The following is a 20,798-nucleotide window of genomic DNA, read 5'->3' on the forward strand; positions in this document are numbered from 1 at the left end:
TGGCGGTGCCCCCGTCGGCCGCCGTGACCTGCGACGGGGCCGCCGTCGGCGCGGTCAGCCGATCAGGTTCGGGATCTCCTGGACGCCGTACCAGAGCAGCTCGTGGTCCTCCGCGCCGTCCACCGTGAACTGCGCGTCGTCGTCCCCGTGGTCCGCCGCGCCCAGCGCCGCCGCCGCGGCCGACACATCGGCGTCCGCCTCGTCGGAGTCGACATGCACCGCCGCCGCCTTCGACAGCGCGATCGCGTCGGCGATGCGCACCTCGCCGAGGCCCGCGTCGTCCAGCCCGCGGTCGGGATCCGACACGGCTTCCCTGTCCGGCACATCGGCCGCCACGACCACCCGGCGGCGTCCGGCCGCCGGATCGGCGGCGAGCAGCCGGAGCGAGGCGGCAGCGGCGCGGTTGAGGGCCGCGTACTCCAGCTCCTCGATGTCGTCGGAGACGTACCACTCGCGCAGCCCGGGGGTCACGGCGTACGCGGTCAGTGGTCCCGGCCCCAGCTCACCCGTCTTGTGCGCCTCTGCGAGACCGGGAAGGGTCAGGGGGACGTAGACGCGCATGGCTGGCCGCTTTCGTAGTCGGGAGAGCACCTAAGGATACGTGCGGGAGTCCCTCTTCGGGGTGACGCTCATGGAGCCCCTGGGCGTCCACCGGGAACCGCACGCCACCCCGCCACCGGGCCCGGTATCGTCCGCCGGTCACTCGGATAGGTGATTTCGGCGCTGGGCGTCCCCTGTCCGGACCGGTCTTGCGGGCGTCCCCCAAGGGCCCGTAAAAGATCCCCCAACAGAAAGTTACCGGCCGGTATCCGAACCGGCCGGGCAGAACGGGGGCGATCTGCGTGAACACGACCGGTACCAGCACTCCGACCGGCCCGGCAAGGGCCCGGACCACCGCCACGGCGAGGCCGCCGGGCCGGCGCGACCAGCGCGGGCCCGGCGCCGTACGCCCGCGGCGGCGCCCGCACCTCCCGCCGCCGCACGAACTCTTCGCGGAGCGCCTGCTCGCCGTCCTCAGCGGCCACCGCCCGGTGCACTGGATGCTCGGCCAGACCATCGGCGAGGCGTACGAACAGCTCGTCCGGCTCGCGCCCGGCACCCCGCTCAGGGCCCGGGGCGCCCGTCCCGTCATCCGTACCTGCCGCGCCTTCCAGCCGCGCCCAGGAGCGGTCGAGGCCGCCGCCAGCATCTCCGCGGGCGATCAGGTGCGCGCCATGGCCTTCCGCCTGGAACAGGGCCCCGACCTGCGCTGGCGCTGCGCGGCGGTCGAACTCGGCGGCGAACGGACATGAGGACGGAGAGGGCGGAGGCGACGGAGAGGACAGAGGCGACGGAGGCGACGGCGCACATGAGGGCGGGCCGGGGCGCGCACTCGCTGTGCGCCCCGGCCCGCCCTCTTTCCGTACCGCTGCCTACTTCTTGCGGCGACGCCCGCCGCTCGTGCCCTTCTGGGCCTTACGGCGCTCCGCGCGCGTCATCCCGTCCGACGTCGACCGCGTCGGCCCCTCGGCGCTCTGGAAGTCGCCCTCGACGATGCCGCCCTCGCCGTCCACCGTGGGAGCGGAGAAGTGCAGCCGGTCGGGCCGCTGCGGCGCGTCGAGGCCCTTCGCGCGGATCTCCGGACGGGCTGTGCCCGCGGGCACCGCGTCGTCCTTCTTCGCCAGCGAGGGACGCTCGGCCGCGTCCTGCACCGGGACCTCCTCGACCTGCTGCTCGACCTGGACCTCCAGGTTGAACAGATAGCCGACGGACTCCTCCTTGATGCCTTCCATCATGGCGTTGAACATGTCGAAGCCCTCGCGCTGGTACTCGACCAGCGGGTCCTTCTGCGCCATGGCACGGAGGCCGATGCCCTCCTGGAGGTAGTCCATCTCGTAGAGGTGCTCGCGCCACTTGCGGTCCAGGACGGAGAGCACCACGCGCCGCTCCAGCTCACGCATGATGTCCGAGCCGAGCTGGCTCTCGCGCTCCTCGTACTGGGCGTAGATGTCGTCCTTGACGGACTGCGCGATGAACTCGGCGGTGATCCCGGCGCGGTCGCCCGCCGCGTCCTCCAGCTCCTCCACCGTGACCTTCGTCGGGTAGAGCTGCTTGAAGGCTCCCCACAGCCGGTCGAGGTCCCACTCCTCGGCGAAGCCCTCGACGGTCTCCGCCTGGATGTACGCGTCGATCGTGTCGTCCATGAAGTGGCGCACCTGCTCCTGCAGGTCCTCGCCCTCCAGGACGCGGCGGCGCTCGCCGTAGATGACCTCACGCTGCCGGTTGAGCACCTCGTCGTACTTCAGGACGTTCTTACGCGTCTCGAAGTTCTGCTGCTCGACCTGGGACTGGGCTGAGGCGATGGCGCGCGTCACCATCTTGTTCTCGATCGGGACATCGTCCGGCACGTTGGCCATGGCCATCACGCGCTCGACCATCTGCGCCTTGAACAGCCGCATCAGGTCGTCGCCGAGGGAGAGATAGAAGCGGGACTCACCGGGGTCGCCCTGACGTCCCGAACGGCCACGCAGCTGGTTGTCGATACGGCGCGACTCATGCCGCTCGGTGCCCAGGACATACAGCCCGCCGAGGTCCTTGACCTCCTCGAACTCCGCCTTCACCGCCTGCTCGGCCTTCTCCAGCGCGGCCGGCAGGGCGGCGGCCCACTCCTCGACGTGCTCGACGGGGTCCAGTCCGCGCTGGCGCAGCTCCGCCTCGGCGAGATCGTCGGGGTTGCCGCCGAGCTTGATGTCCGTACCGCGTCCCGCCATGTTCGTGGCGACGGTGACGGCGCCCTTGCGGCCGGCCTGGGCGACGATCGTCGCCTCCCGGTCGTGCTGCTTGGCGTTGAGCACCTCGTGCTGGACACCGCGCTTGTTGAGCTGCTGCGAGAGGTACTCGGACTTCTCGACCGAGGTGGTGCCGACCAGGATCGGCTGCCCCTTCTCGTGCTTCTCCGCGATGTCGTCCACGACCGCCGCGAACTTGGCGACCTCGGTGCGGTAGATCAGGTCGGACTGGTCCATACGGACCATCGGCCGGTTCGTCGGGATCGGGACGACGCCCAGCTTGTAGATCTGGTGGAACTCGGCGGCCTCGGTCATGGCCGTACCGGTCATGCCGGAGAGCTTGCCGTAGAGGCGGAAGAAGTTCTGCAGGGTGATCGTGGCAAGGGTCTGGTTCTCGTCCTTGATGTCCACCCCTTCCTTCGCCTCGATCGCCTGGTGCATGCCCTCGTTGTAGCGGCGGCCGGCGAGGATACGGCCGGTGTGCTCGTCGACGATCATGACTTCGCCGTCGATGACGACATAGTCCTTGTCGTTCTTGAACAGTTCCTTGGCCTTGATGGCGTTGTTCAGATAACCGACGAGCGGGGTGTTCACCGACTCGTACAGGTTGTCGATGCCCAGCCAGTCCTCGACCTTGGACACACCGGGCTCGTGAATGGCGACGGTGCGCTTCTTCTCGTCGACCTCGTAGTCGCCGGTCTCCTCGATGCCCTTGAGCGGGTTGCCCGCCTCGCCCCTGGTCAGCCGCGTGACCAGCTTGGCGAAGTCGCCGTACCACTTGGTGGCCTGGTCGGCGGGGCCGGAGATGATCAGCGGCGTACGGGCCTCGTCCACGAGGATCGAGTCGACCTCGTCGACGATGGCGTAGTTGTGGCCGCGCTGGACCAGCTCCTCCTGGGACCACGCCATGTTGTCGCGCAGGTAGTCGAAGCCGAACTCGTTGTTCGTGCCGTACGTGATGTCGCAGGCGTACTGCTCACGGCGCTGCGCGGGCGACATGTTCGCCAGGATGCAGCCGACTTCGAGGTCCAGGAACTTGTGGACGCGGCCCATCATCTCGGAGTCGCGCTCGGCCAGGTAGTCGTTCACCGTGATCAGGTGGACGCCCTTGCCGGACAGCGCGTTGAGATACGCGGGCAGCGTGCCGACGAGGGTCTTGCCCTCACCGGTCTTCATCTCGGCGACATAGCCGAGGTGCAGGGCGGCGCCGCCCATCAGCTGCACGTCGTAGTGACGCTGACCGAGGACGCGCTTGGCCGCCTCGCGGACGGTCGCGAAAGCCTCGGGGAGCAGGTCGTCAAGGCTCTCACCGTCGGCGTACCGCTCTTTGTACTCGGCGGTGAGCGCCCTCAACTCGGCGTCGGAGAGGGTTACGAAATCCTCTTCGATGGAGTTGACCTGGTCCGCGATGCGGTGCAGTTTGCGCAGGATCTTGCCTTCGCCTGCACGCATGAGCTTGTTGAAGACGGACACTGAGGTTGGTCTCCTTGCCGGTCGGGCCTGGCACGTGGGTCGGATACGGACACGGGCGCGGGCACGGCAGGCGGGCCCCACCGCAACGGCCATCGTAAGCGAGGACCCGCCCGCGCCGGGAGGGCCGAGGTCACGCGGGCCCGCCGACACCCGCAAGGAGAACGCGCGGGACCCGTGGAAGGTGCCGGTGAGACGCGAAAAGCACTCGTGCCGGGGGACCCGGCTCAGCAGAATCCGGCTATGGAACCCGTCACTCTCACCACCGAGCGCCTCCTGCTGCGCCCCCTCACTCCGGACGATGTCGACGATGTCCTCGCGGCCTGCCAGGACCCCGAGATCCAGCGCTGGGTCCCGATTCCCGTGCCGTACGAGCGGCAGCACGCGGAGCGCTTCGTCGAGCGGATGGTCCCGGACGGCTGGCGTACGGCGACCATCTGCACCTTCGGTGTGGTGCCCCGGGGCGGCGGCCCGGTGATGGGCGCGGTCAACGCGCACTGCCAGTCGGGCACCTGGGAGATCGGCTACTGGACGGCGAGGGAGCACCGCGGCCGGGGCTATACGACCGAAGCCGCGCGGGCGGTGGCCCACTGGGTCTTCACAGCGCTGGGCGCGCAGCGCCTGGAGTGGCGGGCCGAGGTCGGCAACGCGGGCTCGCGCGCCGTCGCGGAGAAGGCCGGTTTCGTGATGGAGGGCATGCTGCGCGCCGCGCTGTTCCACCGGGACACGCTGCGGGACGTGTGGATAGGCGCGCTGCTCCCGTCCGATCTGGGGCTGCCGGGCGTCCACCCGTACCTCCCCTCCGGGGAGGGGGGTGTGCCGGCGGCGGGCCTGGGCGTGCCCGCGCAGACCTGAAGGTGCCCGCGCGGACCCGACTGTCAGTGCCGCCGTCTATCGTGCGGTCCATGACGACTGTGCCGCCCGCCACCACCGAGCTGTCCGCCGACGAAGCCCGCCGGGCAGCGCTGCGCGCCCAGGGATTCCTCGGCGCCCCCGACCGACGCGGCGGGGTAAGGGGCGTGCTGCGCCACCTCGGCGCCGTCCAGCTGGACACGATCTCGGTGCTGGCGCGGTCGCACGAACTGATTCCGTACGCGCGCCTGGGCGCGGTCGGCCGCAGGACGGTCGAGGACGCGTACTGGACCCCGGCCCCGGCCGGTACGTCACCGGCACAGCCGCACGCCTTCGAGTACTGGTCCCACGCGGCCTGCATCCTGCCGATCGAGGAGTGGCCGCACTTCGCCTTCCGCCGGCGCGCCTACCGCGCCCGCCCGCACTGGTACCACGAGCTGGCGGACGGCGCGTACGACACGGTGATCAAGCAGCTGGAGTCCGAGGGGCCGCTGACCGCCACGGAGCTGGGCGGCGCCAAGAACGGCGGGCCGTGGTGGGACTGGTCCGAGGCGAAGGTCGCCGTCGAGCGCGCGCTCATGTACGGCGAGGTCGTGTGCACCGGGCGGCGCAGCTGGAAGCGGGTCTACGACCTCGCGGAGCGGGCCGTCCCCGATGAGTTCCTCCATGACGATCTCGATGACACGGAGTGTCTGCGCCGGCTCGTACGGCTCGCGGGCCAGTCGCTCGGTGTCGGTACGCGCGCCGATATCGCCGACTACCACCGGCTCAAGGGCGAGCAGGTCGACGCCGTGATCGCGGACTCGGGGCTGGTGCCGGTGACGGTCGAGGGCTGGGGGAAGCCGGCCTGGGCCGATCCGGAGGCGCTGGCGACCACACCGCGGGGGCGGCACCGCACGACCCTGCTGTCGCCCTTCGACTCCCTCATCTGGGAGCGGGCCCGTACGGAGCGGATCTTCGGCTTCACGCACCGGCTGGAGGCGTACGTGCCCAAGCCCAAGCGGGTCTACGGCTATTTCGCGATGCCGCTGCTGTCCGGGGGGAAGCTGCTGGGCCGTGTCGACCCGGCGCGCGAGGGGAAGACGCTGGTGGCGAAGCAGGTGTCCCTGGAGACCTCCAGGGCCGTGCTGCCGATGGCCCAGGCGCTGCGGGAGGCGGCGGAGTGGGTCGGCTGCTCGGACGTACGGGTGGAGCGGGTCGACGCGCCCGCGCTGCGCGGCCCGCTGGTGGACGCGCTCGCCGCGCTCTGAGCGCCGTCTGCGGGTCCGGATCGTCGCTGGATCTGGATACGTCGCTGGGTCCGGATGCCTGTGGAACTCAGCGGATTTCGAGGATCTTCTCCCGCATCGCGTAGACCACGGCTTCCATCCGGGAGTGCAGTTGCAGCTTCTCCAGGATGTTGCGGACATGGTTCTTCACCGTGTTCTCGGAGATGAACAACTCCTTGGCGATATCACGGTTGTTCATTCCCGTGGCGACCAGCTTGAGGACTTCCAGTTCGCGGTCGGTGAGGCGCGGCGCCGGAACGAGTCTGCGTTCGTCGGTGCGCTGAATCATCGATTTGAACTCGGTCAGCAGTTTGGACGCCATCGACGGGCTGATCTGCGACTGGCCGTCGGCCACGGCGCGGATCGCGGTGGCCACTTCATCGGTGGAGATCTCCTTGAGGAGATAGCCGGTGGCGCCCGCCTTGATCGCGTCGTAGAGGTCGGCCTCCTCGTCGCTGATCGTCAGCATGATGATCTTGGCACTGGGGGCCACCTCCTTGATGGAGGTACAGGCCTCGATCCCGCCGCGCTTGGGCATCCGTACGTCCATCAGCACGATGTCCGGCAGCAGATCGGCGGCCTTGTCGACGGCCTCCGCGCCGTCCCCGGCCTCTCCGACGACCTGGATGTCCTCCTCCTGGGCGAGGACGATCTCCAGTCCGCGGCGGAAGAGGGCATGGTCGTCCACGACGAGGACCCGGATCGGCTCCCTGCGGGAGTCGCCCCGTTCCGCGGCGGCATCGGACCCGGCGCCGCCGATCGTGTCGTCGGCATCGCTCGCGTGATGCACCGGACCGAAGCTGTCCGCCATCGTTCCCTCCCCTGAAGGCCATGGCCCGAATTTCCCGGGGGCCGGCCAACCGCAGTTCGCGGACCACTTGTTGGCCGCGACGCCATGATTTCATGCCCGGACGCCGAAGCGATGGTCCTTGGGGCCGCACAACGGTGCCCCTGAGGCCGCGAAGGGCGCTCAGAGGCACCGCGGGGGCATGGATTCCGGACTTATTCCGGCCGGATTCCGGCGGTCCCGGCCGGTGCGTCAGCCGCCGAGGGCGCCGCCCGCGCCGCCCGCCTCGGATCCGGCGAGCGGGTCCGTCCTGAGGTGAATGACGCCGTAGTCGTAGGCATGGCGCCGGTAGACGACGCTGGGTTCCTTGGTGTCGGAATCGATGAACAGATAGAAGTCGTGCCCGACCAGCTCCATTTCGTAGAGCGCCTGATCGAGCGTCATCGGAGCGGCGACATGGGTCTTCTCCCGCATCACGAGCGGCCCTTCGCCCTGCACTTCAAGGGAGCCGATCATCGTGGTGGGAACGGCCTGTGCCGCCTCCTCCGCCGCGGTCTCGCCGTTCGCGTTCAACTGGGCGACCCCAGGAACGACCTCGACGACCTCGGCTGCCGACAACCGGCCGTTCCCCCGGCGGTTGTGGCGCTTCTCGTGCTGCTTGCGCAGCCGTGCCTCCAGCTTGCCGGTGGCCAGATCGAGCGCCGCGTACGGATCGGCCGCAGCCGCCTCCGCGCGGATCACGGGGCCGCGGGAGTGGAGCGTGATCTCCACCCGGTCGCACCGGTCGGCCTGCCGCGGGTTGTGCTCCTTGGACACCTCGACGTCGAGGCTGATCACCTTGCCGTCGAGCTTCTGGATCTTCTCCAGCTTCAGCTTCTCGGCCACGTGCTTGCGGAACCGCTCGGGCACCTCTGTCTTGCGGCCCTTGACGACGATGTCCACGCAGAACTCCGTTCCCGGATCACTCCGCCTCGCTGCGGAGTTACTCCCTGTTGCACCAGACCCCGGTAATCACCGGAGCCTCGGACTTGGCGACTTTCACCTCCTCCTCCCCCATCGGCATCATCCCCATCCCCCGAACTTCCAAGGTTCTGAAAAACGCCGACGCAACACGGGGTATTCGGCGACTCATGACTCGCGCCATTCCTCATATCCGAACATAGCCCTCCCGGACGGGTGTCGGCACCCGCTACCGGCACGTACCTCTGTTCCGTTGTTCTCCTGCCCTCTTTACCTGCAACGATGCACGCTTCTGATCAGTTCCGGTTTATTTCGAAGGAGAGCGGCGGCGCGGCGACAACTGCCGCGCTCACCTGGGCGAATCCCGGAATACCCGAGCCGGTCGCGGCACGCAGTGCCCTCGCCGCCTCGACGAGCGAGGCGCCGGTCGTCATGAGATCGTCCACCAGCACCACCCTGCCGCCCTCCAGCAGCCTCGCGCCCCCGACGGCGACCTCCAGCGCCCCCGACAGGTTCGCCAGCCTCTGACGGGCGCCGAGGCCCGTCTGGTCGGCCACCGCGCGCCGCTGCCGCAGCACCGGAAGGACCCGGCACGGCCGGTCGGCGCGCCGCAGCTCCCCGGCGGCGGCCAGCGCGATCCTGCGGGCCGCGTCGTGTCCCCGCGCGCCGACCGCACGGCGCGTGGAGGGCACCGGCACCAGCAGCAGCGGGCCGACCCCCGTGCCGGACGGCGCGGCGGCCCGTACGGCCCCGGCCAGGGCCCGTCCCAGCGGCGCCGCCATCCCGAGCGCTCCGCGCTCCTTGTGCGCCAGCAGGACGGCCCGTACGGCGTCCTCGTACGGCGCGGCGGCATGGACGGCCGGCAACCCAGGGGGCTCCGGCGCGGGCCGTACCCGGCACGGCCAGGTGCCGTACAGGGCCCGCCCGCAGTCCTCGCACAGAGGTGTCCTGGGGCTACCGCAGCCGCCACAGGCGACCGGCAGCACCAGGCCGGTGATCTCCCGCCACCACGCCCGCATGGCAACCACTGTGCCAACGACGAAGGCGCCCGGCCACCCCTGTGGACAACTCGTTCAGGCAAAGATCCGGTTCGTTCCGGCGCACGCTCCGGCACACCCCCGGGCGCCCGCTCCCGCACCCCCAGGGCCCCGACCGGCGCGTACGTGTCAGCCGGGGTAGACGGGCGACGAGCCCACCTCGACCATCGTCTGCCAGTTCCCCCCGGAGGGCAGCCGGACGATGCCGGCGTCGTCGGAATCGGCCACCAGCGGCTGCCGGTCGTCGTTCGCCGCCGCGATCGCGGTCACCTGGTTGAGACCGGGCAGCACACTCGCGGCCGACGTCGATCCATCGGTCTGGATATAGCGCACCTGCTGCACACCGCCGGCCTCCTTGCCGACGACCACCAGCCGGCTCGGCCCGGCCCAGGACACCGCGGTCACCGTCTCCATCTGCGGGGCCACCGACTGGAGTTGCGCCACGGACACCGTCGGATCGGCCGGGGAGCCGCTCCGCTCCACCCGTCCGATCTGCAGCGTGGTCCGTCCGCCCTCGGACACGAGCAGCGCGATGCGTACCCCGTCCGCCGACACCCGAAGCCCCTGGATACGCCCGTCACCGAGCCCCGCGACCGTGACCGGCTGCGGCGTACCGATGCCCTCCGCGAACCGCAGCAGCCGCGGCTTGCCGGGGTCGCGGTCCGCGATCCACAGATCGCCGTGCCCGTCCCAGCTCGGCGGGGAGAGCCGGCTGCGTGCCGGACCGCCGCTGGAGACGAGCGCGGGAGCCAGCTCGCCGTCCGACAGTATGGAAGACACATAGAGCGACTTGGCGTCGTCCGTGACGCCCGCCGCGCGCTTCTCGTCGCGGGCCACCGCCACCGAGCCGAGCTTCACGCCGCCGCTCCCGAACGGTCCGATGACATGCGACCGGTCGACGTCCTCGTCGGCGCTCGCCCGCAGCAGCGACAACCGCCCGCGGTCGTCGACGAAGTACGGATTGTCGGACCGGCCGGTGGTGCGGTCGGGCGCGAACTCCTCGGCCTGGTCGCCGCTGAGCACACAGAGCGAGGACCCGTCGGCCAGCAGCTCGACCTGCCCGACCGGTGTGGACGTGAGATCCCGCAGCGTGAAGAGCAGCTGCGCCGCCATCTTCCGGCACTGCGTACGGCCCGCCTTGGACGCCTTGTCGTTCAGCGGCACCTTGAGGGCGTTGCGGTCGTCGAACTCCAGCGACTGGGTGCCCTTCTGGAGCGCCGTACCGGCGGGGAAGGGCGAGTCGACCACCGGCTTCAGCCAGTTGGTCGGCCCGTCGAGCAGCACCTTGACCGCCTGGGTCACCGGATCCATCCGGGTCGTGGGGTCTATTCGCTGACGGATGTAGACGGGGTCGGCGACCAGCCAGTTCTCCCCCGACGCGAAGTAATACTTGTTGACCGACCGGTAGTTGCGCTGAAAGTCCGACTCACCGAGCACCAGCCCCTGCGGCAGGCTGTCGATACGCCACTCCTTGGCACCCCCGGCGTTCTGCCGGACCAGCCGGATCTCTCCGGCATACTCGGTCGGCTCGGTCGGCTGGTAGGCGTGTACGGAGTCCACATCCGCGATCCGGTCCCCGTACAGCGGATAGGTGAGAGCGGAGCCGTCGGCGCCGGAAAGCTCTTTCGGGCCCGCCGGGTCGGGCGCGGCGCGCAGCACCGTCGTACCGGCGCCCGGCCGCCAGTACTCCGACGCCTTCTTCGTCAGATACTTCCTGGCCATCGCGAAGTCAGGATCATCGCTGGTCATGGCCTCCAGGAAGCCGTTGACGATCTCGTCGGGCTCCGCCTTCTCCCGGGGCGGCACGGCATACACCCGCACCTGGGACTCACCGGGCGGCGACGCCTTGACCGGCTCGACATCGCCGCTGTCGGGGACCGACGCGCACCCGGCCAGCAGCGCGGCGGCGGCCGCCAGCAGCGTAGGCGTCCGGACTCCGCGCCCCGGCCCATAACGACGGCGGTCAGCGCCCACGAATTGTGTCCTCCCGCTCCGGAACCCGGCCTACAGAGTGATCGGAGCGATCGGATTCGCTCTCGGACGGCCGCTCCCCGGTGGGACGCGCCACCACCCGCGCGCCGCTGCCCGGCAGAGCCGCCGGGTCCACCGTCGCCGTCGTACGGGGCGGGGCGGGCACGCCGGGGGCTCCGGCCTGCGCGGAGCGGTCCGCGCCCGGCTGGAGCGGCACACTGGCCAGCCGCTGCGCGGTCTCCTTGAGATCCTGGGCGCCGCCGCGCTCGCGGTTGCGCCGGGAGTCCTCGGGCTCCAGCGGTATGGGCGAGCCGCGCAGCGCCTCGTCCGCCGTACGCGGCAGCGTCAGCCGGAACTGGGAACCGCCTCCCGGCTCCCCCCACGCCTGGAGCCAGCCGCCGTGCAGCCGGGCGTCCTCGACTGCGATCGACAGTCCGAGACCGGTCCCGCCGGTCGTCCTGGCGCGCGCCGGATCGGCCCGCCAGAAGCGGTTGAACACCCGGGTCGCCTCGCCGGGCTTGAGCCCCACGCCGTAGTCGCGTACGGCGATCGCCACCGCCCCGCCCGCCGCGCCCAGCCGTACGACGACATCCCGGCCCTCACCGTGCTCGACGGCGTTGACGACGAGATTGCGCAGCACCCGCTCGACCCGGCGCGCGTCCGCCTCGGCGACGACGGGCTGCTCGTCCCCGAGGACCCGGATCCGACTGCCCTTGCGCTCCGCCAGCGGCTCGGCACCGCCGATGACCCGGCGCACCACTTCGCGCAGGTCTATCGGCTCGGCCTCCAGCGCCGCCGCGCCCGCGTCGAAGCGGCTGATCTCCAGCAGATCCGACAGCAGCGACTCGAAGCGGTCCAGCTGGTCACCGAGCAGTTCGGCCGAGCGCGCCGTCACCGGATCGAAGTCACTGCGTGCCTCATGGATGACGTCGGCGGCCATCCGCACGGTCGTCAGAGGCGTACGCAGCTCGTGCGAGACATCGGAGACGAAGCGCCGCTGCATCCTGGAGAGCTCCTCCAGCTGCTGGATCTTGAGCTGAAGGTTCTGCGCCATCTTGTTGAAGGCCTCACCGAGGCGCGCGATGTCATCCTCGCCGGTGACCTTCATCCGCTCCTGGAGACGGCCGGTGGAGAGCCGCTCGGCGATCCCCGCGGCCATCCGTACCGGCGTGACGACCTGCCGCACCACCAGCCAGGCGATCGCCCCGAGCAGCACGACCACGAAGAGCCCGGCCGTGGCGAGCGTGCCCTTCACCAGGTTGAGCGACTGCTCCTCCTGCGTCAGCGGAAATATGTAGTACAGCTCGTACGCGTTACGGTCGACGTCGTTCAGCCGCTTGCCGATGATCAGCCCCGGCTCCGGCTCCCGGGCTTCGGTGGCCCCGGTGTACTTGATCTGGGCGTACGTCTGGAACGCCCCGGTCCCCTGCGCGACCGCCGTCCGCAGATCCGCGGGAACGCTGGCGAAGTCCACCCCGCCCGAGACGCGCGGGGCCCGGCTGGTGGACACGGCGTCCGCCGCGTCGGGGCTCAGCGCCACCACATTGAACGCACCCGGGCCGCCACTGGCGAGCTGTTCGACAAGGTCGGACCGCCAGTTGACGGAGTTCCTCCCCGACCTGCCGTTCGTCCCGTCGCCCTCCCGGGCCCCGGGCGCCGCCGGGGCGTCGGCCTTCTCCTTCGCCACGGTGAACCCGCCGGCCGCCTGGCTCTGGGCCGCCTTCTCCTTGGCCTCCAGCAGACCGTTGCGCACCTGCCCGATGACCACGAACCCGAGCAGCAGCACCACACCGAGCGACATCAGCAGCGTGGCCGCGACGACCCTCAGCTGGATATTGCGCCGCCACAGCCGTACGGCGGGCAGCAGCGGACGCCGCACCCAGCGCACCAGGAGCCGCAGCACCGGTCCGCCGGGCGAGCCGTCCTGAAGCAGCCTGCCGCTCTGGAACAGCCGGACGAACCGCGCCAGCGCATGCCCCGGCCCGGCAGCCCGCCCCGCACGGACTCCCGGCTCACCGGGCTTCGGAGCAGCGCTGCCGCCTGTCATATCAACTCGGTCCCGCCTTGTAACCGACCCCGCGGACGGTCACCACGATCTCGGGGCGCTCGGGGTCCTTCTCGACCTTGGAGCGCAGCCGCTGCACATGCACATTGACCAGCCGGGTGTCCGCGGCGTGCCGGTAGCCCCACACCTGCTCAAGAAGCACCTCACGGGTGAACACCTGCCACGGCTTACGGGCCAGCGCGACCAGCAGGTCGAACTCCAGCGGCGTCAGGGCGATCGACTGCCCCTCCCGCTTCACCGAGTGACCCGCCACATCGATGACCAGATCGCCGATGGCCAACTGCTCCGGCGCCGGCTCCTCGGACCTGCGCAGCCGCGCCCTGATGCGCGCCACCAGCTCCTTGGGCTTGAACGGCTTGACGATGTAGTCATCGGCCCCGGACTCCAGCCCCACCACCACATCGACCGTGTCGCTCTTGGCCGTGAGCATGACGATGGGCACCCCGGACTCGGCCCTGATCAGCCGGCACACCTCAATACCGTCCCGGCCGGGCAGCATCAGATCCAGCAGCACCAGATCCGGCTTGGCCTCACGGAAGGCGGCAAGTGCCTTGTCCCCGTCCGCTACGAACGACGGCTCGAAACCTTCACCACGCAGCACAATGCCGAGCATCTCGGCGAGTGCGGTGTCGTCATCGACGACAAGGACACGTCCCTTCATATCGACATCATCCCATTAGCTCATCGTTACCCTGGCGTGACCTGACACACAGCTCCGCGATTCCGTCCCCGGTCACCGGGGACAGCGCGCCGTATTCGGTGACGATCGCCGTCACCAGTTCCGGAGGGGTGACATCGAAGGCCGGGTTGAACGCCTGCGTTCCCAGCGGCGCCACCGGCATCCCACCTCCCGCTTCCACTCCCGCCACCGCTGTCCGCGGTGCCGTGAGCTCCGTCACTTCCTGCCCCGGTCGTTGCTCCACTTCGATCGACGCCCCGTCCGGGGTACCGAGGTCGATCGTCGTGGTCGGGGCGACCACGACGAACGGCACATGGTGGTACCTGGCCAGCACGGCGAGCGGATAACTCCCCACCTTGTTCGCCACCGATCCATCGGCCGCGATCCGGTCCGCCCCGATCAGGACGGCGTCCACTTCCCCCGCCGCGAAGAGCGAACCCGCCGCGTTGTCCGTGAGCAATGTGTACGCCATCCCGTTGCGAGCCGCCTCGTACGCCGTCAGCCGGGCGCCCTGGAGGAGCGGACGGGTCTCGTCCACCCATAGGCGCCGCAGCCGGCCGGCCCGGTGGGCCGACAACGCGACGGCGAACGCGGTGCCCTCCCCGCCCGAGACGAGCGCCCCGGTATTGCAGTGGGTCAGGATCCGGTGGCCGCCACCCGGCAGCAGTTCATCGAGGAGCGTAAGCCCAAACGCCGCCATCTGCGCGCTGGCCTCGGCATCTTCGCGGTGCAGCCGCCTGGCCTCAGCGAGCGCCGCGGCCCCCGCCCGCTCCGGATCGGCGCCCTTGTCGACCGCCACCCGGTACGCGTCAAGCGCCCTCCGCACCCCGTAACCAAGGTTCACCGCGGTGGGCCGCGCCCCGGCCAGCCGCTCCGCCGCGTCCTCCACGTCGAAGCCCCGTACCGCCGCCAGCGCCACCCCGTAGGCGCCCGCGATGCCCAGCAGCGGCGCCCCGCGCACCGCCAGGGCCCTGATCGCCCGCACCAGAGCGGGTACGTCCGTGCAGACCAGCTCGGTCTCCTCGGCCGGAAGTCTCGTCTGGTCGAGAAGTACCAGTACGGGCCCTTCCGGCGGCTCGTCCCAGCGGATCGAGGGGAGCATGGGCGGCCCGGCACCGGCCGGGGTTCGTGCGTACTGATCAGCCATTCGCTCAGTCTGCCCGCTGCGACACGGACAATGAAGGCGAGGACGGAGCGGAGAAGGAGATACAGCCCCCGGTCCGCCGGGGCACGGCGCGTGGCACGATGGCTGCCAGCCCGCCGCCCCGCTCCGCGGACAGGCGCTGCTGAAGCGCCGGCTCGCCGAGCCGGCCCCGCAACCAATCCACGAGGTGGACGACCGTGAACGACACTCCGGGCTGGGCCTCGCCCGGATCCGCCCCGTCCGACGGCCAGGACTCCGGTGTGCCCAGGCCCGCCGCGCCCGCCGACGACACCGGCTCCTCCTCGAAGTGGTCCGCGGCCCAGCCGCCGGCCGGTCAGTGGTCCCCGCCGAGCGCCCCCGGCACAGGACCCGCCATTCCCCGGCCCACGCAAGGCTGGGGCGGGCCCTCCCAGGGCGGCGGTCCCGGCTGGGGCCCGCCGCCCGCCGCCAAGCCGGGTGTCATCCCGCTCCGGCCTCTCGGGGTCGGCGAGATCCTCGACGGCGCCGTCTCCACCATGCGCACCCACTGGCGGGTGGTGCTCAGCGTCACCCTCGCCGTCGCCGTGGTCTCCCAGATCGCCGACATCCTCTTCCGCCGCTACCTGCTCCCGGAGCCGGTCGAACTCGACCCGAACGCGAGCCCGTCGGAACTCCTCAGCCAGACCGCCGACTCGCTCTCTTCCACCCTCGTGTCCGAGATCCCGTCGCTCGCCATTCTGGTGATCGGCACCCTGTTCACCACGGCCGTGCTCACCGTAGTGATCAGCCGCTCCGTGCTGGGGCGCCCCGTCACGCTCTCGGAAGCCTGGAACGAGGCCCGTCCACGGCTCCCTCAGCTGCTGGGCCTGACCCTGCTGCTGCCGCTGATGAGCGCCGCCATCATGACCGTCGCGATCCTCCCCGGCCTGCTGATGGGCTCGGCCGGAGGAGCCGCGCTCACCGCGCTCGGCGGAATGGCCGCCCTGGCCGTCGTCGTGTGGCTGATGGTCCGCTTCAGCCTCGCGTCCCCCGCGCTCATGCTGGAACGCCAGAGCGTGCTGTCCGCCATGCGCCGCTCCGCCAAGCTCGTCACGGGCGCCTGGTGGCGCACCTTCGGCGTACTGCTTCTTACGCTGCTGATCTCGTTCCTGATCTCGCTGATCATCGCCATCCCGGTCTTCATCATCGCCACCGCAGTGGACAGCGCGGGTCTCGCCGGCCTGTACTCCGGCAGTAGCCCGGACTACAGCTGGCCGTACCTGATCGTCACCGGCATCGGCTCGGTGATCGCCTCCACGATCACCTATCCGATCTCCGCCGGCGTGACCGTGCTCCTCTACGTCGACCAGCGCATCCGGCGCGAGGCCCTCGATCTCGAACTGGCACGGGCCGCAGGCGTGGCGGGCTACGGCACGCAGCCGCCGGGCCACGGCTCCCCGGGGAACTGACGCGGTGTCCACCACGGGGGGAACGGCACTCGCGCGGCAGTTGATCCGCGCGGACGACGGCATACCGGTGGACACGCCTCGCGTTCCGGCCCGTGAAGCGGCGGAGCGGGAGTTGTCCAGGCCGATGTACCACGAGAACGACCCGAACCTCCTCCAGCGCGCGCTCAACCGCTTCTGGGAGTGGGTCGGCGACCTCTTCGACTCCGCCTCCGGCGCAGCCCCCGGCGGTCCGCTCGGTCTCGTCGTCATCGCGCTGATCATCGTCGCGCTCTTCGCCGCCCTCTGGTGGCGACTGGGCACCCCGCGCCGCATACCGGGGACAGAGCGCACACTCTTCGACGAGGGCCCCCGCAGCGCGGCGGAACACCGCACCACCGCAGACACGCACGCCGCCGCCGGCCGCTGGAACCAGGCCGCCCAGGAACGCATGCGCGCCATCGTCCGCTCCCTGGAGGAGCGGGCCCTGCTCGACCCGCGCCCCGGCCGCACCGCCGACGAGGCCGCCTCCGAAGCCGGCCGCCCGCTCCCCGGCCACGCGGCCCGACTGCGCACGGCCGCCAGGGAATTCGACGACATCACATACGGGGGCCGCACCGCCGACGAGGAGACATACCGGCGGCTGAGCACACTCGATCTCGACCTGGAAAGCGCGAAGCCGCAGCTGAGCACCGCCTCCGGAGGAACAGCCGAGTGACCTCCACGATCGACTCCACCTCGCTCTCCCCCACCACCCGACAGGTCTGGACCCGCAGCCGCGGACTGGTCCTCGCGCTCGTCATTCTGCTCGCGGCCGGGATCACCATGGCCGCCCTCAGCTCCGGCGACCAGCACGGCCGCCTCGACCCGCGCTCCGCCGACCGGTTCGGCAGTCGCGCCGCCGCCGAACTCCTCAAGGACCGTGGAGTCTCCGTCGAAGCCGTCACCACGCTGGACGAGGCCACCGCCGCGGCCGGCCCCGACACCACGCTCCTCGTCACCAACCCCGACCTGCTGACAGAACGCCAGCAGCGCTCCCTGCACACCGCGACGGCGTCCGCGGGAGGCCGCACCGTCCTCCTCGGCGCCGGTCCGCCCTCCGTCGACACCCTGGCGCCCGGCGTCCGTACGAACACCCCTGCACCGGTCTCGGCACGCGCCCCGCGATGCTCGCTGCCCGCCGCCGACCGCGCGGGCACCGTCGACATCGGCGGTGAGCGATACGTCACCGACATCGCCGACGCCGACGCCTGCTACATGAGCGACGGTGTGCCGACCCTGCTCAGGATCAGGGACACCGGCACGGAAGCCGGTGACACCGTCCTTCTCGGCTCCCCCGACATCCTGTACAACGACCGCCTCGACCAACGCGGCAACGCGTCCCTCGCCCTTCAACTGCTCGGTTCCCGGCCTCAACTCGTCTGGTACCTCCCCTCGCTCAGTGATGGATCCGCCGCCGAGAGCAGCGGCGACAGTGGCTTCCTCGGCCTCATCCCCTCCGGCTGGCTCTGGGGCGCCTTCCAGCTCTTCCTCGCCGCGGTGCTCGCCGCCGTCTGGCGTGCCCGCCGCCTGGGCCCGCTCGTGGCCGAACGACTCCCTGTCGCCATCCGGGCCTCGGAGTCCACCGAGGGCCGCGCCCGCCTCTACCGCAAGGCGAACGCCAGGGACCACGCCGCCTCGTCCCTGCGCTCGGCCACCCGCGACCGCCTCGCGCCCCTCCTCGGCGTGCCACCGGCCGACGCCCACTCCCCCGACGTGCTGATCCCGGCCGTCTCCGCCCGGCTCCCGGATACCACCCGAGATCCGCGCACCCTGCTCTTCGGTCCGGTGCCGACCGATGATGCCGCTCTTGTCCGCCTCGCGGACCAACTCGACGCCCTCGAAAGAGAGGTACGCACCTCATGAGTGCCCCGACCGCACAGAACTCCGCGCACACCGGTGACGCCGGGAACACGGACAGCGCCCGCGCTTCCCTGGAGGCCCTGCGCACGGAGATCGCGAAGGCGGTGGTCGGCCAGGACCCCGCCGTCACCGGGCTTGTGGTCGCCCTGCTCTGCCGAGGGCATGTACTCCTCGAAGGAGTCCCCGGCGTCGCGAAGACCCTCCTCGTACGGGCACTCGCCGCGTCCCTCGAACTCGACACGAAACGCGTTCAGTTCACCCCCGATCTGATGCCGAGCGACATCACCGGCTCCCTCGTCTACGACGCGAGGACCGCGGAGTTCTCCTTCCAGCCAGGTCCCGTCTTCACCAATCTGCTGCTGGCCGACGAGATCAACCGGACGCCGCCCAAGACCCAGTCGGCGCTGCTGGAGGCGATGGAGGAGCGCCAGGTCACGGTCGACGGCACTCCGCGGCCACTGCCCGATCCATTCCTGGTGGCCGCCACCCAGAACCCTGTCGAGTACGAAGGCACTTACCCCCTCCCCGAGGCCCAGCTCGATCGGTTCCTGCTCAAACTGACCGTCCCGCTGCCGTCCCGCGACGACGAGGTCAATGTCCTGACCCGCCATGCGCAAGGCTTCAATCCGCGTGACCTCCAGGCCGCAGGGGTACGGCCCGTCGCCGGGCCCGCCGACCTGGAAGCGGCACGCGCCGCCGTCGCCGGCACAACCGTCACACCCGAGATCGCGGGCTATGTCGTCGATATCTGCCGTGCCACTCGTGAATCCCCCTCACTCGCACTCGGCGTCTCCCCACGAGGCGCCACCGCCCTGCTCTCCACCGCCCGCGCCTGGGCCTGGCTCACCGGCCGGGACTATGTCACCCCCGACGATGTGAAGGCCCTGGCCCTCCCCACACTGCGCCATCGCGTCCAACTCCGGCCCGAAGCCGAGATGGAGGGGGTCACGACCGACTCCGTCATCACCGCGATACTCGCCCATGTCCCCGTCCCCCGATGAGTCGGTGAACCCGTGGCCCTCACCGGACGAACCGCGCTCCTCGCGGCCCTCGGCTCACTCCCCGTCGGCCTCTTCGCCCCCAGCTGGGCGGGCATCCTTGCTGTCAACGCCCCGCTCTCGCTAGCAATTCTGTGCGACTACGCCCTCGCCGCACCAGTGCGAAAGCTCCGATTCACCCGAAGTGGTGATACGTCAGTTCGACTCGGTGACGGCGCCGAGGTCCATCTCACCGTCACCAACCCCTCGGGCCGCCGCCTGCGCGCCCACCTCCGCGACGCCTGGCCGCCCAGCAGCTGGCTCCCCGGCACCGAACAGGCGACATCGCGGCACAAGGTGACCGTGCCCGCGGGCGAGCGCCGTCGGCTGACCACACTGCTCCGCCCCACTCGCCGCGGCGACCGCCAGGCAGAACGGGTCACGGTGCGCTCGTTCGGGCCCATGGGTCTGGCGGCTCGCCAGGGCCACCACGAGGTTCCCTGGACCGTACGCGTGCTGCCCCCCTTCCACAGCCGTAAGCACCTGCCCTCCCGACTCGCCCGTCTACGAGAACTCGACGGCCGTACGAGCCTGCTGACGCGCGGCGAGGGCACCGAGTTCGACAGCCTCCGCGCATACGTGCCCGGTGACGACACCCGGTCCATCGACTGGCGGGCCACCGCGCGCCAGTCGGCCGTCGCCGTACGGACCTGGCGCCCCGAACGCGACCGGCACATCCTCGTCGTCCTCGACACCGGCCGCACCTCGGCCGGCCGGGTCGGCGACGTCCCCCGCCTCGACGCGGCCATGGACGCCACACTGCTCCTCGCCGCACTCGCCTCACGAGCAGGCGATCGACTGGACCTCCTCGCCTACGACCGCCGCACCCGCGCCCAGGTCCGGGGCCACGCGGCGGGCGATGTCCTGCCCGCACTGGTGAACGCGCTCGCCCCGCTCGAACCGGAGCTCGTGGAGACGGACGCGCGCGGCCTCGCCGCGGCCACACTGAAGAACGCCCCGCGTCAATCACTCCTCGTGCTGCTCACCACCCTCGACGCCGCCCCCATCGAGGAAGGGCTCCTCCCGGTCCTGCCTCAGTTGACCCGACGCCATACGGTCCTGGTGGCGTCCGTCGCCGATCCCTACATCGAGAAGATGAGCCGGGAGCGGGGCACAGTGGACGCGGTCTACGAAGCCGCCGCCGGCACACAGGCACAGGCCCAGCGACGTCGTACGGCAGAACAATTGCAGCGCTACGGCGTCACTGTCGTGGATGCCACCCCGGAGAACCTGGCTCCGGCCCTCGCCGATGCATATCTGGCACTGAAGGCCGCGGGACGCCTCTGAGAGCGAAGATGGGTAGCCGAGCTTCAATCGGCTACCCATTACCGGCTGCTGCGTTCAAGATATGAGTCTTGAACGCAGAAATGCCCCGCACCAGAAGGTGCGGGGCATTCCCACAATAATTGTTCGGCGGCGTCCTACTCTCCCACAGGGTCCCCCCTGCAGTACCAT

Annotated in this window: 17 protein-coding genes; 8 read left to right on the forward strand and 9 right to left on the reverse strand. The window is 70.6% G+C overall.

The genetic code is table 11. The features are described from left to right. Window positions 1-54: 54 nt before the first annotated feature. The gene (locus IF11_RS0131295) at window positions 55-561 is read right to left on the reverse strand and encodes a DUF6912 family protein (RefSeq protein WP_030355158.1); all 507 of its coding nucleotides are present in this window, start codon (window positions 559-561) and stop codon (window positions 55-57) included. A 281-nt stretch (window positions 562-842) separates the two neighbouring features. On the opposite strand from IF11_RS0131295, the gene IF11_RS0131300 reads away from it, so the two are divergent. After that, window positions 843-1,292: an Rv3235 family protein gene (locus IF11_RS0131300; RefSeq protein ID WP_051746383.1), complete on the forward strand. Its 450-nt coding sequence runs from the start codon at window positions 843-845 to the stop codon at window positions 1,290-1,292. A 120-nt stretch (window positions 1,293-1,412) separates the two neighbouring features. Here the strand turns inward: IF11_RS0131300 and secA are convergent, their stop codons facing one another. Further along, a complete protein-coding gene (secA, locus tag IF11_RS0131305) occupies window positions 1,413-4,241 on the reverse strand; it encodes a preprotein translocase subunit SecA (RefSeq protein ID WP_030355160.1) in 2,829 nt (942 codons plus the stop codon). Window positions 4,242-4,481: 240 nt separating this feature from the next. On the opposite strand from secA, the gene IF11_RS0131310 reads away from it, so the two are divergent. Together IF11_RS0131310 and IF11_RS0131315 are read left to right on the forward strand one after the other, a co-directional pair. Continuing rightward, on the forward strand, window positions 4,482-5,093 hold the full coding sequence (locus tag IF11_RS0131310; RefSeq protein ID WP_030355161.1) for a GNAT family N-acetyltransferase: 612 nt from the start codon (window positions 4,482-4,484) through the stop codon (window positions 5,091-5,093). A gap of 50 nt (window positions 5,094-5,143) precedes the next feature. Next, complete coding sequence (locus tag IF11_RS0131315) at window positions 5,144-6,340, forward strand: winged helix-turn-helix domain-containing protein (RefSeq protein WP_030355162.1); 1,197 nt, start codon at window positions 5,144-5,146, stop codon at window positions 6,338-6,340. Window positions 6,341-6,407: 67 nt separating this feature from the next. Here IF11_RS0131315 and IF11_RS0131320 read toward each other — a convergent pair whose 3' ends face one another. The 7 genes from IF11_RS0131320 to mtnA form a co-directional block, all read right to left on the reverse strand. Then, the gene (locus IF11_RS0131320) at window positions 6,408-7,169 is read right to left on the reverse strand and encodes a response regulator (RefSeq protein ID WP_030355163.1); all 762 of its coding nucleotides are present in this window, start codon (window positions 7,167-7,169) and stop codon (window positions 6,408-6,410) included. A gap of 228 nt (window positions 7,170-7,397) precedes the next feature. Continuing rightward, entirely contained in the window at window positions 7,398-8,087 is a 690-nt protein-coding gene (hpf, locus tag IF11_RS0131325) for a ribosome hibernation-promoting factor, HPF/YfiA family (RefSeq protein ID WP_030355164.1), read from the reverse strand. A gap of 314 nt (window positions 8,088-8,401) precedes the next feature. Further along, window positions 8,402-9,124 carry a ComF family protein gene (locus IF11_RS0131335; protein WP_030355165.1) on the reverse strand — a complete coding sequence of 241 codons (723 nt, stop codon included), beginning with the start codon at window positions 9,122-9,124 and terminating at the stop codon, window positions 8,402-8,404. Window positions 9,125-9,271: 147 nt separating this feature from the next. Next, a complete protein-coding gene (locus IF11_RS0131340) occupies window positions 9,272-11,116 on the reverse strand; it encodes an LpqB family beta-propeller domain-containing protein (RefSeq protein WP_030355166.1) in 1,845 nt (614 codons plus the stop codon). Beyond that, window positions 11,106-13,160, reverse strand: coding sequence for an MtrAB system histidine kinase MtrB (gene mtrB, locus IF11_RS0131345; RefSeq protein WP_030355167.1), 2,055 nt, complete (start codon window positions 13,158-13,160; stop codon window positions 11,106-11,108). Before mtrB ends, IF11_RS0131340 begins: the two co-directional genes overlap by 11 nt. A gap of 1 nt (window position 13,161) precedes the next feature. Next, window positions 13,162-13,839, reverse strand: a complete 678-nt coding sequence (gene mtrA, locus IF11_RS0131350; protein WP_005486885.1) for a two-component system response regulator MtrA — start codon at window positions 13,837-13,839, stop codon at window positions 13,162-13,164. Window positions 13,840-13,846: 7 nt separating this feature from the next. Continuing rightward, entirely contained in the window at window positions 13,847-15,004 is a 1,158-nt protein-coding gene (gene mtnA, locus IF11_RS0131355; protein ID WP_030355168.1) for an S-methyl-5-thioribose-1-phosphate isomerase, read from the reverse strand. Window positions 15,005-15,198: 194 nt separating this feature from the next. On the opposite strand from mtnA, the gene IF11_RS0131365 reads away from it, so the two are divergent. From IF11_RS0131365 to IF11_RS0131385, 5 genes are read left to right on the forward strand one after another with little or no spacing between them, the layout of a single operon-like run. After that, the gene (locus IF11_RS0131365) at window positions 15,199-16,428 is read left to right on the forward strand and encodes a DUF7847 domain-containing protein (RefSeq protein ID WP_030355170.1); all 1,230 of its coding nucleotides are present in this window, start codon (window positions 15,199-15,201) and stop codon (window positions 16,426-16,428) included. 4 nt (window positions 16,429-16,432) lie between these two features. Continuing rightward, the gene (locus IF11_RS0131370; protein WP_030355171.1) at window positions 16,433-17,122 is read left to right on the forward strand and encodes a DUF4129 domain-containing protein; all 690 of its coding nucleotides are present in this window, start codon (window positions 16,433-16,435) and stop codon (window positions 17,120-17,122) included. Continuing rightward, the gene (locus IF11_RS0131375) at window positions 17,119-18,309 is read left to right on the forward strand and encodes a DUF4350 domain-containing protein (RefSeq protein WP_030355172.1); all 1,191 of its coding nucleotides are present in this window, start codon (window positions 17,119-17,121) and stop codon (window positions 18,307-18,309) included. The genes IF11_RS0131370 and IF11_RS0131375 overlap by 4 nt, the downstream gene beginning before the upstream one ends. After that, window positions 18,306-19,307 carry an AAA family ATPase gene (locus IF11_RS0131380; RefSeq protein WP_030355173.1) on the forward strand — a complete coding sequence of 334 codons (1,002 nt, stop codon included), beginning with the start codon at window positions 18,306-18,308 and terminating at the stop codon, window positions 19,305-19,307. The genes IF11_RS0131375 and IF11_RS0131380 overlap by 4 nt, the downstream gene beginning before the upstream one ends. A gap of 12 nt (window positions 19,308-19,319) precedes the next feature. Next, window positions 19,320-20,630, forward strand: coding sequence for a DUF58 domain-containing protein (locus IF11_RS0131385; protein ID WP_030355174.1), 1,311 nt, complete (start codon window positions 19,320-19,322; stop codon window positions 20,628-20,630). Window positions 20,631-20,798: the final 168 nt, after the last annotated feature.

The organism is Streptomyces scopuliridis RB72, from assembly GCF_000718095.1.
Lineage (GTDB): Bacteria > Actinomycetota > Actinomycetes > Streptomycetales > Streptomycetaceae > Streptomyces > Streptomyces scopuliridis.